At 57.2% G+C, this 14,148-nt stretch carries 8 protein-coding genes; 7 read left to right on the top strand and 1 reads right to left on the bottom strand.

Going from position 1 to position 14,148, the window contains the following annotated elements; translation table 11 throughout:
* Window positions 1–1,141: Ig-like domain-containing protein (locus FDK21_RS19760; RefSeq protein ID WP_171022202.1), on the bottom strand; the 1,141-nt coding region annotated here is incomplete at its 3' end.
* A gap of 279 nt (window positions 1,142–1,420) precedes the next feature.
* On the opposite strand from FDK21_RS19760, the gene FDK21_RS19755 reads away from it, so the two are divergent.
* The 7 genes from FDK21_RS19755 (at window position 1,421) to FDK21_RS19725 (ending at window position 14,098) form a co-directional block, all read left to right on the top strand.
* Window positions 1,421–3,259, top strand: coding sequence for an ABC transporter transmembrane domain-containing protein (locus FDK21_RS19755; RefSeq protein ID WP_171022200.1), 1,839 nt, complete (start codon window positions 1,421–1,423; stop codon window positions 3,257–3,259).
* Entirely contained in the window at window positions 3,256–5,751 is a 2,496-nt protein-coding gene (locus FDK21_RS19750) for an ABC transporter transmembrane domain-containing protein (protein ID WP_138150590.1), read from the top strand. Before FDK21_RS19755 ends, FDK21_RS19750 begins: the two co-directional genes overlap by 4 nt.
* 225 nt (window positions 5,752–5,976) lie before the next feature.
* Window positions 5,977–7,311 (top strand): HlyD family type I secretion periplasmic adaptor subunit, encoded by a 1,335-nt coding sequence (locus FDK21_RS19745; protein ID WP_171022198.1) that lies wholly within the window; start codon window positions 5,977–5,979, stop codon window positions 7,309–7,311.
* 244 nt (window positions 7,312–7,555) lie between these two features.
* Window positions 7,556–8,956, top strand: coding sequence for a TolC family outer membrane protein (locus FDK21_RS19740; protein WP_171022196.1), 1,401 nt, complete (start codon window positions 7,556–7,558; stop codon window positions 8,954–8,956).
* 178 nt (window positions 8,957–9,134) lie between these two features.
* Window positions 9,135–11,303: an EAL domain-containing protein gene (locus tag FDK21_RS19735; RefSeq protein ID WP_171022193.1), complete on the top strand. Its 2,169-nt coding sequence runs from the start codon at window positions 9,135–9,137 to the stop codon at window positions 11,301–11,303.
* A 104-nt stretch (window positions 11,304–11,407) separates the two neighbouring features.
* Window positions 11,408–12,640, top strand: a complete 1,233-nt coding sequence (locus FDK21_RS19730; protein WP_138150587.1) for an NAD(P)/FAD-dependent oxidoreductase — start codon at window positions 11,408–11,410, stop codon at window positions 12,638–12,640.
* A gap of 126 nt (window positions 12,641–12,766) precedes the next feature.
* The gene (locus FDK21_RS19725) at window positions 12,767–14,098 is read left to right on the top strand and encodes an aminotransferase class III-fold pyridoxal phosphate-dependent enzyme (RefSeq protein ID WP_138150586.1); all 1,332 of its coding nucleotides are present in this window, start codon (window positions 12,767–12,769) and stop codon (window positions 14,096–14,098) included.
* Window positions 14,099–14,148 lie beyond the last annotated feature (50 nt).

Raw genomic sequence — 14,148 nt, 5'->3', positions numbered from 1 at the left:
CTTCATTCAGGTCCGCGACATTGATCGAGAAGTCTTCGGAATAGGTGCCACCATTGCCGTCATCAGAGGTGACAGTGAGGGTGACAGACGGTTCGCTCTCATGATCAAGGGACTGACCATCCTTGAGCTTGAGGACCATGGAACCAGCGCCATCATCAACCACTTCAAAGCGGCTGTCAGACACCGTGTAAGTATGCGTGTCAGAGCTATCCACGTCAGAGCTGGTCAGGGTGCCGATCACCGCGCCGCCATCATTCTCGTCAACGGACGTTGCCGAGAGATCAATCGCAGTTGGGGCATCATTGGTGCCGGTCACTTCAATGGTGACGGTGCCGGTATCGCTCGAACCCTTGCCATCATCAGCGGTGAAGTCGAAGGTCACCGTGCGGCTTTCGCCAACGGCCAGATCATCAAAGTCGGTGCCCGGAGCAAAGCTGTAGGTGCCATCTGCATTGAGCGTGACCGTGCCTTCTGCAGGCTGGCCATCAAGACTGTAGCTGATCGCATCGCCATCGAGATCCGTGGCCGCGACATTGCCATTGAGCGCCACATTCTCGGAGGTGGTAACGTCACTGTCGTTGGCCTCAACGGGGCTGTTCGGCTTTGTTTCTGTTCCGCCGTCGGTTGGTGGAGCAATATTGTCATCGGAAGACTGTGTCGGCACAGCAGAAGCGTCGATGCTATTGCCATTAGAACGAGAGGCATCGATCGGTGCGGTCGCTTGAGACGCGCCGTCGTCACTATGATCAATTGACTGGATGCCGGACTGGGCTTCGCTTGCAATGGGTTCATCGGCGGCTGACAGACCGGTCTGGGATACAGGCGAAGAGGCAAAGGAACTGGTCGGGCTGGCAAGATCGGCCGTCTGGTCACCGGATGCTGCATTGGTATCGACGTCCGTGGCGCCACTCTCGGCCGGACCGCTAACGGTATCCGGAAATTCCTGCTCGGCTTCGTTGAGCAATCCATAATGCAGGTTCGGGTTCAGGATATCCTGACGGAACGCCACACTGTCTCCGGTATCATAGTCGCTTACCGATTTCTCCAGCTCGGCCTTTTGAGCCGCCTGTTGGGTACGGTTTGCCTCCTGCTTGGAGATGGTGTTGTTGGTATTCATGTCCGGAATATTGGTGTCAGCCATAACCCTGTTCCTCGATACACTTCGCCCTTGGTGTTCAGGCAGTCGGGTTCGACGCTATCGGACTCCTTGTTAAGCGTGTGTTTTCGAAAATGGTTACGAAGATCTAAAAAGCGCCATTTTGGGCGCTCCTGCCTCGATTTTATCCGGATATTGGGAACGTGGTTAATAAATGATCAAGAGACTTGGGGGCATAAAGGGAGGTAAATCTGTTTGCCCGCATTGGGGATTGCTGTGCAACTCCGGATCAGGCTGGCAACAAATAGAGTTATGATGGGTCTCATGTCTGCAGGGTATCAAGCGGGAAATGAAGGGGAGCGCCCGAAGGGGCTGGGTGCCTACCTGTCCCATATTCGGACGGTGTTTCAGCCGCCGGAATCGATGCAGAATACCTGGTTTGCCGAGCATATCCGGGTCCCCAAGCGCATCATTGCCGCCTCTCTGGTGATCAACAGCCTCGGTCTGGCGATGCCGCTGGTGATTTTGCAGATCTATGACCGGATCATTCCCAACCAGTCTTATGAAACCCTGCTCTACCTGATGGGGGGGCTCTTTGCGGTATTGGTGATTGACACCATTCTCAAGATCGTCCGCTCCCATGTGTCGGGCTGGTCTGCCTCCTATCTTGATTATGTGGCAGGCGTCGAAGCGGTGCGCCGCTCCTTGCGGGCGTCCTCCGAACGGGTGGAGCAAGACGCAGCCAGCACCCATATCGACCGGATGAATGCCCTTTCCGCCACCGCCCGGATGTTTGCCGGACCGGCGCGGATGGGCCTTGTTGATCTGCCATTCATTTTCATTTTTCTGGGCGTCATGGCCATTGTCAGTCCGGTAATCACTGGCCTGCTGGTTGCTCTGTTCTTGGTGTTTGCCTGGATGCTGATGAAAAAGGCCGACGATATCCAGCAATTGCAGGATGAGCGACAAAATCTCGACCGGCGCAAATATGATTTTGTCATCGAAGTGCTGGCCGGCGTCGAAACCATCAAGATCATGGCCTGTGAGCCGCAAATGATGCGCCGATATGAGCGTCTTCAGGAAGCCATTGCCGTGGCCTTCCATCGCTCGGTCTTGCTCGATGGCGCAACCCAGTCTCTCAGCGCGGCTTTCGCTGCGGTGACCATGGTCACCATCGTCAGCAGTGGTGCTATTCTGGTGATCGAAGGCACCCAGTCTATCGGTTCGCTCGCCTGTTGCCTGCTGCTGGGTGGCCGGGCTGTTGAGGTTTTGGTGCGCTCCGTGCGCTCTTGGAGCGAAATGAGTTCCTTCAATCTGGTCAAGCAGAATGTGGACGCTCTACTGTCGATCAATCCCGATCCGGAGCTGGCAATTCGTCGTGAAAGCCTTTCCGCGGGGACGGTCTCCATGCGCAATGTCACTCTGGCCTCGCAAATGGATGACGCTTCTGAGCCGTACCAGATTGATCTGGAGGTCAGAGATGGCGAGTTTATCGCCCTGAAGGGCAATATTCCCCGTGACGACCACGAATTCTTGCGCCTCATTCGTGCGCGCACATTGCCGCTGTCTGGTGAGGTCCTGTTGGGCGGGCGCCCGCTGGACGCTCTGGTGAATAGCAGCATCGCCGGGTCGGTCGCCTATGTGCCAAATGGTCCGGCCATTTTCAGTGGGACCATCCTCGAAAATCTCACTTTGTTCAACCCCCGTGAGGGGCTGCATGCCGCCCGTGAAGCCTGTCAGTTGATTGGTCTGGAGCGCGACATCCAGCAATTGCCGCAGGGCTACGACATGATGCTTGGCATGGGCGGCAACGAAACCCTGCCGCCAAGCTTCCGCCAGCGCATCTGCATTGCAAGGGCCATTGCCCAAAAGCCGCGCATACTGGTTCTGGAAGAAGCCAATGCGCTGCTGGATCAACGGTCCGACACGTTGTTGCGCAAGGGACTTGAGAAATTGCGTGGGGAGATGACATTGGTGTTCCTGTCCAATCGCCCTTCCTTCCTCTCCATGGCAGACCGGCAATATATCCTGTCGGATGGCAAGCTGTGTGAGCGCCAGGACCAGCCGCCTCAAGCGGCATCCCGCCCGACACAGGCAAACGCCGTTCAACAGCAGCAAGGCAAGCCACAGGCTGAGGTCCTGCGAATGGGGAGGTCTGCATGAGTGACAAGGATCGCAAGACCGAACATCGGACCAGTGGCACGACAGACCGGAATTCCAAGCAACCCGGGCGGATTATGCTTCAACCCACGCGCCGAAAGGCACGCAGCAACGGGGCGCCGGCGTCCAATACCAACATGCCTCAGCACGGCAAACAAGGCGGGGATGGGACGGGCCTGTTCTCCGAACTTGCAAAGCAGACATCAGACGGCGAGCTAAGCCTCTCCGATCTGGCAAGCCTGTCCCAAGACCATCACTTGGCGATGCCTGAGGCTCAACAAGGCACAGAAACGGGTCGTGTCCCGCATCCAGCCCACCATGACGACTTCGACGGCCGGGAGACCTCTTTCTTCTCTGACTATGAAGCCCGTCTTGGCATCAAGGAGCGCTGGTCTGGCATCGATTGCGAAAGCTCGGCAGGGCGCTGTTTACAGGTGGTGCTGGCGGTGTTGGGCTGGGGTGGTGATGGTCGCCATCTGGCTCAGGCCTTGCCTCACTTCAATCAGGTAAATGATTTCAAAGGCTTGCGTGCTGTTTTAACGCGATTGAATTTTGTCACCACCGCCAACGAGGTGGACTTGCAAAATCTGTCGCCGGAACGTCTGCCATGTCTTTATGAAGATGCCTCGGGCATCACCCATCTTTTGCTGTCGCTCAATCATGGGGACGGCACGATCAATTGTTTCAACGGGGCAACCGGCAATGAAGAGGTGATCCAAAGCCCCAAAGGGCAGGTGACGGTCTATCTCATCAAGCCGCTTGATCTGACGGGGCAAAACAGATTTGTCCAGTCCTTCGGTTGGGTCACCCACGCCGCCTCTTCTTTCAAGCGGCTGTTTCTGTCCCTGTTCCTGATCAATTTTGGTATCAATCTGGCTGCAATGGCCGTGCCGATCTTCATCATGTCGGTCTATGGCTATGTGATCCCGTCCAAAGCGCCCTTCAGTCTTGCCATGTTTGTCGTCGGCATTGGCTTGATCATTGGGGCAGACTATGCCTTGCGGCAGTTGCGCACCCGGGTACTGGCCTATGTTGGTGCGCGCTTTGACACTGCATTGTCGGTCGAGGTCTTCCAGCGCCTGCTCTATTTCCCCTATTCCATGGTGCAGAATGCGTCGGTCGGCTCACAGCTGTCCCGACTGCGCCAGTTTGAGAAACTGCGTGAGATCTTTCTGGGTTCCTTCGGTACAGCGGTGTTGGACTTGCCTTTTGTGCTGGTCTTCATCATTGCCATTGCATTGATTGGTGGCTGGCTCGCAGCGATCCCTGCCATTCTGCTGGGGGCCTATATCATCATGGCCATTGTCAGCATTCCCATCGCCAAGCGCCAGACGATCCAGTCCGGCGACGCCAAGTCTCACAAGCAGAATGTGATGATGGAACTGTTCCTGATGCATCGCGAGATCAGCAATGTTGGCGGCGAGGCAAAGTGGCAAGAACGCTATGATGATGCCGCTGCGGGCTTTGCCGCGCTGGACTTCCGTGCACAACACTTTTCGCAGAAAATCCAGATTGTCAGCCAGGCCCTGTCGATGATGGCAGGCCTCGCGACCCTTGGCTTTGGCACCATGCTGGTGATGACCGGCGATATGGGTGTTGGTGGACTGATCGCCATCATGGCCCTGATCTGGCGGGTGCTGTCGCCGTTGCAAAATGCATTCCTGAGCCTGTCTCGGGTTGGCAAACTGATCGAGGCGATTCGTCTGGTTAACAATCTGATGCGGATGAAGCCGGAACGCGAACCCGGCACGGTGCCAAGCATTTCGCGTTCCTTTGAGGGCCACATCACCACAAAAAATCTGTCCTTCCGCTATGCGCAAGCCTCCGACGCGGCGATCAAGTCGGCCAACATCACCATCAATCCCGGTGAACTGGTTGCCATCACCGGCCCAAGTGGTGGCGGCAAGTCGACCTTGCTGAAGCTGCTTGCCGGTCTTTATCGCCCGGTGGCCGGTGTGGTGGCCTTTGATCATCTCGACATTCGTCAGATAGATCTGGGTGAGTTGCGCTTTGAGGTCAGCTATCAGCCCGACCATCCCACCTTCTTCTATGGAACCGTTGAGCAGAATATCCATCTCAACGATCCGAAAGTCTCGCGGGCTGAGATTCTGGCATTGTTCGAGAAATTCCTCATTCAGCGCAATCATCCCAACCTGCCTGAAGGCATCGATACCCGCCTGAAGACCGAGGTGCTCAACCAGATGCCGGATCTGCTCAAGCAGAAGCTGCTACTCTGTCGTAGCTTTGCCAAAAAGGCGTCCTACTATTTCCTTGATGAGCCCGCCAACTATCTCGATTTTGCCGCCGACACCCAGTTCATGGAAAATGTCAGTGCGCTGAAGGGGGAGGCGACGGTGCTCTTCACCACCCAGCGACCGAGCCATATGCGGATTGCCGATCGCATCATCGTGCTGCATGAAGGTCAGGTCATTCTCAATGGCCCACCCGAACAGGTGATGCCGCAACTCGATGCCTTCAACAAATCCGTTGCGTGATGCAGCGTGACAGCGGGATGTCTATCAATCGAACTGCCAAATAATAAAGCGTCATATTATCAATATGTTGCTGTGTTACGCAAGAAACCGCAATTTTTGGTTTTGCGTCAAACTGTTTAGAAAAGCAACTAAGTCTTAACATTAATGGCGTTATTCTAGAGGCGTGTATCGTGGGGGACACGTGTGTCTGTTTGGACATGCTGTTTGATATCAAGGTTGAATTCGGTGAAGTTGTTTGCGTCCAAAAAGAATGATCTTGATGCCAAGACTTTGACGTTGCCGCTGGCGCTCGAGAATGAGCAACCGCCGCAATTGTTCAACTATGTCGTGTCAGGCAGTTTGCTGTTTTTATCCTGCTTTGTGATCTGGGCATTTGTCACGTCGGTGCTTGAAGTTACCCATGCCAGCGGACAGGTTCAGCCGTCCGGCTCGGTACAGGCAGTTCAGCATCTGGAAGGCGGCTATATCGACCAGATTCTGGTTGCCGAAGGGGATCGGGTGAAAGCCGGTCAGCCACTGATCCGCCTGCGGGCCACGGCAACTGAAAGCGAGCGCGACCAGATGGTGATCCGCGCGACTTCCCTGCGCATGTCACTCGCCAGTCTCAATGCCCTGATGCAGCGGGGTGAAGCCCCCAATTTCGGTCGCGATGAAGTCCGCTTCCCGACCTTGGCTGCCTCCCAAAGCGCTGTCTTCCAATCGGAGAAAACCCGCATCAATCGCGAAGAGGCGAAATATGCCTCCCAGCTGGCACGCCGCAGGGCCGAACACAAGGCCGCATTGGCCGAAAAGAAAAGCGTCGAGAAACGGGCCGAGATTGCCAAGGAGCAATATCAGAGCCTTGAATCTTTGCTGCGCCAGCAATATGCATCACGCCGCTCCGTTCTCGAAGCGCAGGCAGCGCTCGAAGAAGCGCGTGCCAGACTCTATGCGCTTGATGGCAAGATTGCCACGACCGGCGAGCAGGTGACCGAAGCAGAAATCCAGATGCAACAGGCCCGTGCCGCCATCCAGTCCGAACTGGCCAAGGAACGGGCCAAAAGCGCCAGTGAACTGGCCGAACTCGAACGCGTCCTGACCAAACAGCAGGATCGCGTCGAAAGTCTTGATCTCGTCGCGCCAACCGATGGCATCATTCAGGAACTGGCCTACAAGACCATCGGTGCGGTTGTTCGCTCCGGCGAAGTTGTGGCCAAGATCGTACCTGACAATCGGCGCATTGTCGCCGAAGTGAAGGTTCAGCCCAAGGATATCGGTCATATCCGCGTCGGAGCCGATGCCAAGGTCACCATCTCCACCTTCGATCCCTATCTGTTTGGTGCTCTGGAAGGACATGTCAAAACCGTTTCAGCCACCTCCTTTGAGGATGAGCGCGGCGATCCCTATTTCAAGGTGCATATTGCCCTCGACAACAACGCCTTTGAACGCAAAGGGGCGACCTTCCCTGTTCTGCCCGGCATGGTCGTCACCGCTGATATTGTCACCGGCGAGAAATCCTTGGCCCGCTATTTGCTCAAGCCGGTCTTCCGCTCAATGGATGTCGCCTTCTCCGAGCGCTAACGCTCCCTTATTTCACCATCGCACCGTCGCTCAACCCGGTCTTGCTTAGCTGTTTATTAACCATAAGTAGCCAATAATCACAGGGAGTGCATGCGCCTTGATGGGGGGCCATGCCGTTTCGCGAACCATGTCGTTCATCGACATCAACGAGATCCAGGGTGAGGTCAAAACAGGCATGTCCGTTGCGTACCAGTCGAGTCAAAGCAGCAGGCACCATTCTTTCGTGACGCCGCCAAGGTGGCGCGTGGGATGGGTCTTGGCCTGTCTGGCACTTTGTGTCTGCGCCCTGAGCGGACCGGTCAAGGCAGACAATCTTGCCCAGATGCTCTATGACGTCTACGACAACAATCCCGACATCCGAGCCGAGGAAGCCGCCCGCGATATCAAGAAAGCCCAGTCGAAAGAGGCCCGTGCTGCGCTGTATCCAAAGGTCAACGCTACCCTGTCGCAGAATTATGAAGAGAGTAAGCTGAAGAGTGGCGGATATTCCCGCTTGCGTACGAGCCAATATGGCCTGAGTGCCAGCCAGCGCCTGTTCAACGGCTTTCAGACCCGCAACAACATCCTGCGCTCCAAATATGAAGAAAAATCGGCTCACTACAAGGTCCGCAACCGCGAGCGCCAGATCCTGCTCGAAGCGGTGAAGGCCTATATGGATGTCTATGCCGCCCGCAAGATGATCAAGCTGCGCCGCCGCCATCTGGACACCATGCTCAAACAACGTCGGGCCACCAAGGCGCGAATCCGGGCAGGGGAGTTGACCAAGACGGATCTGTCGAAAACCGATGCTCTTATCTATCGTGCCCGCGCTTCGCTTGAGGGCGCACAGGCCGATCTTGGCGGGGCTGCCGGGCGCTATGAAAGCCTTGTCGGCTACAGGCCGGGCGACCTGATCTATCCGCAAATGCCCGTCCGCTTCATGCCCAAAGATGCAGACGAAGCGGTGAAGAAGGCCCTGCGCATGCATCCCGACCTGAGAGCGTCGCGCGCCAACACCAAGGCTTCTGAATATGCCGTCAAGGCGGCCAAGGGCGCCTTCCTGCCCACCCTTGATCTGACGGGCGAGACCACCCGCACATTCGCCTCCAGCCATTCCGAGCCCAACAAGCAGGAAAGCAGCGTCGGTCTGCGCCTGAGCCTTCCTCTCTTTGACGGGGGCACGCGCCTTGCCGGTGTGCAGAAAGCCCGGGCAGAACACAACCAGCGTACCCATCTGACCAATGCACTGACTGCCCGCATCAAGGCTGACGCCAGTGAGCAATTCCTGCGCAACAAGGCGTCTCAAGCCAAACTGAAACAGGCCAAGGCCGAAGTCAGGGCTGCGCGTGAGTTGCTCAAGGGCATCCGGATCGAAGAGAAGGCCGGGCAACGATCCTTCCTCGATATTCTCGATGCAGAGGTCGCCTTGCTTGATGCCCAGGAACTGGAGATCTATTCCCAGGCTGACTCGGTCATCGCCCTCTATTCCTTTCTTGCTTCGACGGGGCAATTGACGGTGTCTGGAGCACGCAGGGCAGATTTGCAATATAGCCCGGAAGCAACGGCTGCCATCGCCAAGGCCCAGCAACTCGATGCAGCCTATCGGCAAAAGGGCAAAAAGATCGGCCGAAGAACGTCAAATGATCCTTGGAGCGGCCTGCGCTGAAGGCCGGCCTCAGGCCGTTCAGACTTCGTTAAGGATAGCCTTAGCTTTTGGGTGGGATAGCCTTGGATAAAATACGCGCTAGCCACCGCATTAACTTTCCTTCGCTAAGCTCCTCCAATGAAGTTGGCAGGCCGCCCGTGGCATGCTGGCATGCAGGGCTGACGGGTCGCGAGTTGTTATGGCACTAATCCTCATCGTTGATGACCAGAAGACAAACAGGCAGATCTATAGCCAGATCGCCAAACGCATCGAGCAAGACACCGAGGTGGTTTGTTTTGCAAGGCCCGTGCGGGCATTGCGCTGGCTGGGGGACCATGATCCGGATCTCATCCTGACCTCCTTCGATTTGCCCGAAATGCTAGGCGATGAGTTCATTTCCCGCATCCGTGTCAATCCGCGTACACAGGACATCCCGATCATCGCCGTCACGGTGATGGAGGACCGCGGATATCGTCTGCGGGCGCTTGATGCCGGTGCGACGGATCTGTTGACGAGTCCCGTCGATCATCGGGAGTTTGTCGCCCGGGCCCGCAATTTGCTGAAAATGTATCGACAGAGCCAGATGCTGTCGAACAGGGCGGACTCGTTGCTGGAATCCCTCAAGAAAAGCGAAAGCATCCTCGCCTGGACCCAGCGCGAAAATGAGAGCCGTCTCGTCCATGTGATCAACACCTTGCCGGTGATGGTCAGCGCGACCGATCTCGATGGCTGCATTCTGTTCATGAATGTCTTTCAGGCCAATTATCTCGGCTTGAAGCCCGAAGAGGTGGTCGGCAAGCAATATTCGGACGTGTTCGGAACCAAGCAGGCCGAGTTGACCATGACCATCAACCAGCTTGTCGTGTCATCCAAGAAGGGCCTGCGGTCCTTTGAAGAGGAAATTGTCGGGGCCGATGGCAAGAAGCGGATCTTTCTGACCTCCAAATCGACCCTGATCGAGAATGGCACCGTCATCGGCGTGGTCAGCTCCTCTCAGGACATCACCGACCGCAAGGCGGCGGAAAATCACCTCCATCACATGGCGCATCATGACGCCTTGACCAGCCTTGCCAATCGCACCCTGATGCGTGACCGGGTGGACAGGGAAATTGGCCGCTGCCGCCGTGGCGATGGACGCTTTGCGCTCCATCTCATCGATCTGGATGGCTTCAAGCAGGTGAATGACCTCAACGGTCACGCGACCGGCGACGAGTTGCTGGTTCATGTGGGCGCGGCCCTGCGCTCCATCGCCTCCAAGAATGATCTGGTTGCCCGTCTGGGTGGCGACGAGTTTGCCATCCTTCAGGTGAACACCAGAGGCGACCAGCAAATCGAGCGCATGGGTAAGGCGATTGCGGATATTCTGCCCTCGGCCATCGCCAAGGTCGACATCACCACCCCCGTCACCGCGTCGGTGGGCATTGCGATACACCCAGAAGATGGACAGGATTTCGAAAAACTGGTGCGCAACGCCGATCTGGCAATGTATCGCACCAAGAAAGCCAGCGGCAACGGTTATTGCCTCTTCTCGGCCAATATGGATGCCCGCGCCCGTGAAGAGCAGGAGCTTGACAACAATTTGCGCAAGGCCCTCGAAGAGGGGCGTTTCGAACTGCATTATCAGCAGCAGGTGGATCTGGGGACCCGCGCCATCATTGGCTGCGAGGCCTTGCTCAGGATGCGCGGGGAAGACGGGTCCCTGATCCCGCCAAGCCAGTTTCTCGCCCGGGCCGAGCGCAATGGCATGATCATGCCGATCAATGAATGGGTGCTGCGCGAAGCCTGTCGACAGGGCGCGGCCTGGAAGGCCAAGGGCCTGCCGGACTTCACCATTGGCGTCAATCTCTCCCCTGTTCAGTTCCAGCGCCAGTCGGTGCCGTTGCTGGTTGCCCGCATTCTGGGTGAGACCGGAATGCCACCGCACCTGCTCGATCTGGAATTGACCGAAAGCATCGTCCTGCATGACAAGGATCAGGTGGCAATCCAGCTTGGCCAGCTGCGTGATCTTGGCGTCAAGATTTCCATTGATGATTTTGGCACCGGTTGTTCATCGCTGTCCTACGTCAAGCATTTCCCTGTCGATCGCCTCAAGATCGACCAGTCCTTTGTCAGGGACATGATCGGCAATCCGTCCGACGCTGCGATTGTTCGCGCCACCATCAATCTGGCCCATTCGCTGGGATTGGAAGTGATCGCCGAAGGGGTGGAAACCGAAGCCAGCGCCAATCATCTCAAGCAGGAACATTGCGACAGTGCTCAGGGCTTTCTTTTTGCTAGACCCAAGCCGCCGCGCGAGTTTGAACAGGCGCTGCTGGAGCAGACCGACATTCCCGTCACGCCCTTTGTCGAGCGCCATCGCCAGGCCTGAGGCAGCACTCTGAACCGCGACGTCAAAAGCGGAGCAGCTTGACGCTGCCCCTCCCATTCTTTATTGCCAGCCAGATCACTCCTCATGCATGACAGGCACTGGCCATGACATCGACTGACCCCAAAGACAAGCAAACCGGACAAACCAGCCGGGCAGGGCAGCCCATTTGGGATGCGATCATTCTGGGGGCGGGGGCGGCCGGCTTGATGACCGCAATCACTGCCGCCCGGCGTGGACGCAAAGTGCTGGTACTCGACCACGCCAAAAAGGCGGCGGAAAAAATCCGCATCTCTGGCGGTGGGCGCTGCAACTTCACCAATCTCAACACCACCGAGAAGAACTTCCTTTCCGCCAATCCGCGCTTTTGCATTTCCGCCTTGCGGGGATTCACGCCGAAGGATTTTCTCGCCATGGTCGACGAGCGCCGCATATCCTGGCACGAGAAAACCCTCGGCCAGCTTTTCTGCGATGACAGCGCCATGGACATCATCACCATGCTGCTCGATCATTTGCGGGCGGCGGGTGGCACCTTGCGGCTCGACACGGCCATCAAGGCGGTCGACAAGAGCGATGATTTGTATCAGGTTGCGACCGGTCGCGGCACCGAACTGGCCCGCAATGTGGTGGTTGCCACCGGCGGTAAATCGATCCCCAAAATGGGTGCCACCGGTCTTGGTTATGACATTGCCAAGCAATTCGGGATTCCGTTGCAGGAAACGCGCGCCGCTTTGGTGCCTTTCATCTTCGCCGAAGCGGAGAAAAGCTGGACCGTGCCCCTGTCTGGCCTGTCTGTGGATGCGGTGGTCAAGGTCGGCAAGACCAGCTTCCGCGAAGGCCTGCTCTTCACTCATCGTGGCCTGTCCGGTCCCTCGATCCTGCAGATTTCCTCTTATTGGCGCGAAGGCATGCCCGTCATCGTCGATCTGGCACCCGGCCAATCCTGCCTTGAGCATATGACCAAAGCGCGGAGTGACAATCCCAAGCAGGACATTGCCACCGCCCTGTCCGGTCTGTTGCCAAAGCGTCTGGCCAAGGCCATTTGCGTGCGAGACGGTTTCAAAGGGCCGATGGGCGAACAGGGCAACAAGATACTGACCAAACTCGATGAAGCGGTTCATCGCTGGTCGGTTACCCCGATTGGCACCGAAGGCTATCGCACTGCCGAGGTGACCTTGGGCGGCGTCGACACCCGCGCCATTTCCTCAAAGACCATGGAAGCGAATAACGTGAGCGGGCTCTATTTCGTTGGCGAGGTGCTTGATGTGACCGGCCATCTCGGCGGTTTCAATTTCCAGTGGGCATGGGCCAGCGGCCATGCGGCAGGGGTGGCTCTCTGATCACGCAGGCAGATCCGGCAGGGGCAGACAGCGCAAAAGGGACTTGCAGCCCATCGGCGAATGTCGTCAAATCAGCCCAGAGTCTGCACAAGCCCCGATCCGTCATCTGGCCTGAAGAGATCTGCCATGCCCACCTATGCCAAAAACAGAGCGGTCAATTTTGACCATCACTGGATGCCCTTCACCGCCAATCAGGATTTTGCCGCCGATCCGCGCCTGATTGTGGAAGCCAGGGGCATGCATTATCTGACCAAGGATGGCGACAAGATCCTCGATATGTCCGGTGGTCTCTGGTGCTGCAATCTCGGCCATGGCCGTACGGAAATTGGTGAGGCGATCAAGGCGCAATTTGCCGAGCTGGATTTTGCCCCTTCCTTCAGTTTCGGCCATCCGCTTTCCTTTCAACTGGCCGAGCGACTGGCTGCTTTGTTGCCCGGAGACCTCAACACCCTGTTCTTTGCCAATTCCGGCTCTGAAGCGGTCGAGACCGCCGTCAAGATCGCCTACGCCTATCACGACGCAGAGGGGCAGGCAGGCCGCAAGAAGCTGATTGCCCGCCAGCGGGCCTATCACGGGGTGAATTTCGCTGGAGTCTCTCTTGGCGGCCTGACCGCCAATCGCAAGGCCTTTGGTCAATGGTTGCCTGTCGATCACCTCAAGGATACCCATGATCTGTCGCTCAATGCCTTCTCCAAGGGCCAGCCAGAACAGGGCGGCGAGGCGATGGCAGAGGAGTTGGCCAATCTGATCCGCTTCCATGACCCGGATACCATCGCTGCGGTTATTGTCGAGCCGATTGCCGGAGCGGGTGGCGTCTTGTTGCCGCCAAAGGGCTATCTGGAGCGTCTGCGTGCCCTGTGTTCGGAGCATGGCATTTTGTTGATCTTTGACGAGGTGATTACCGGTTTTGGCCGAACGGGGGCTGCCTTTGCCGCCCAACGCTTCGGCGTCGAGCCCGATATCATGACAATGGCCAAGGGCATCACCTCGGCGACCATCCCGATGGGAGCTGTGGCCTGCAGCGATGCGGTCAAGGCCGCGATCTTTGACAGCAGCTCGGGCATGGAATTGTTCCATGGCTATACCTATTCCGCCCATCCGCTCGCCTGCGCTGCTTCGATGGCCTGTCTGGATCTTTATGAGCGGGATGCGCTTTTCACCCGTGCAGCAGGCCCGATTGGCGATGCGTTGCAAGACGTCTTGCATGGCTTGGCCGACCTGCCGCGGGTGATTGATGTGCGCGGCATCGGCCTCATTGGCGCAATTGAGTTCGCGCCCTTCGATGACAAGCCCGGCAGCATCGGCCCGCAATTGCTCAAGGCCTGCTGGAAAGAGGGGGTGATGGTGCGTGGGCTGGGGGATGCCGTTGCGGTCTCGCCGCCCCTGATCATCGAGGAGAGCCATATTGAAGACTTTGTCACCGGCTTCCGCAAGGCGGTGACGACGGTGCTGGGATAACGGCCCGGACGGGCATCGCAACGCAGACACAAAATAGCAAGCATGAAAGG

Origin of the sequence: Cohaesibacter sp. CAU 1516 (assembly GCF_005771485.1) — a bacterium.
GTDB lineage: Bacteria > Pseudomonadota > Alphaproteobacteria > Rhizobiales > Cohaesibacteraceae > Cohaesibacter > Cohaesibacter intestini.
The sequence above is the reverse complement of the archived record's forward strand: the minus strand, read 5'-3'. Positions and strand labels throughout refer to the sequence as shown.

Coding starts and splice junctions, on each gene's coding strand:
- FDK21_RS19755 (WP_171022200.1), top strand. CDS start 1,421: ATGTCTGCAGGGTATCAAGCGGGAAATGAAGGGGAGCGCCCGAAGGGG.
- FDK21_RS19750 (WP_138150590.1), top strand. CDS start 3,256: ATGAGTGACAAGGATCGCAAGACCGAACATCGGACCAGTGGCACGACA.
- FDK21_RS19735 (WP_171022193.1), top strand. CDS start 9,135: ATGGCACTAATCCTCATCGTTGATGACCAGAAGACAAACAGGCAGATC.
- FDK21_RS19730 (WP_138150587.1), top strand. CDS start 11,408: ATGACATCGACTGACCCCAAAGACAAGCAAACCGGACAAACCAGCCGG.
- FDK21_RS19725 (WP_138150586.1), top strand. CDS start 12,767: ATGCCCACCTATGCCAAAAACAGAGCGGTCAATTTTGACCATCACTGG.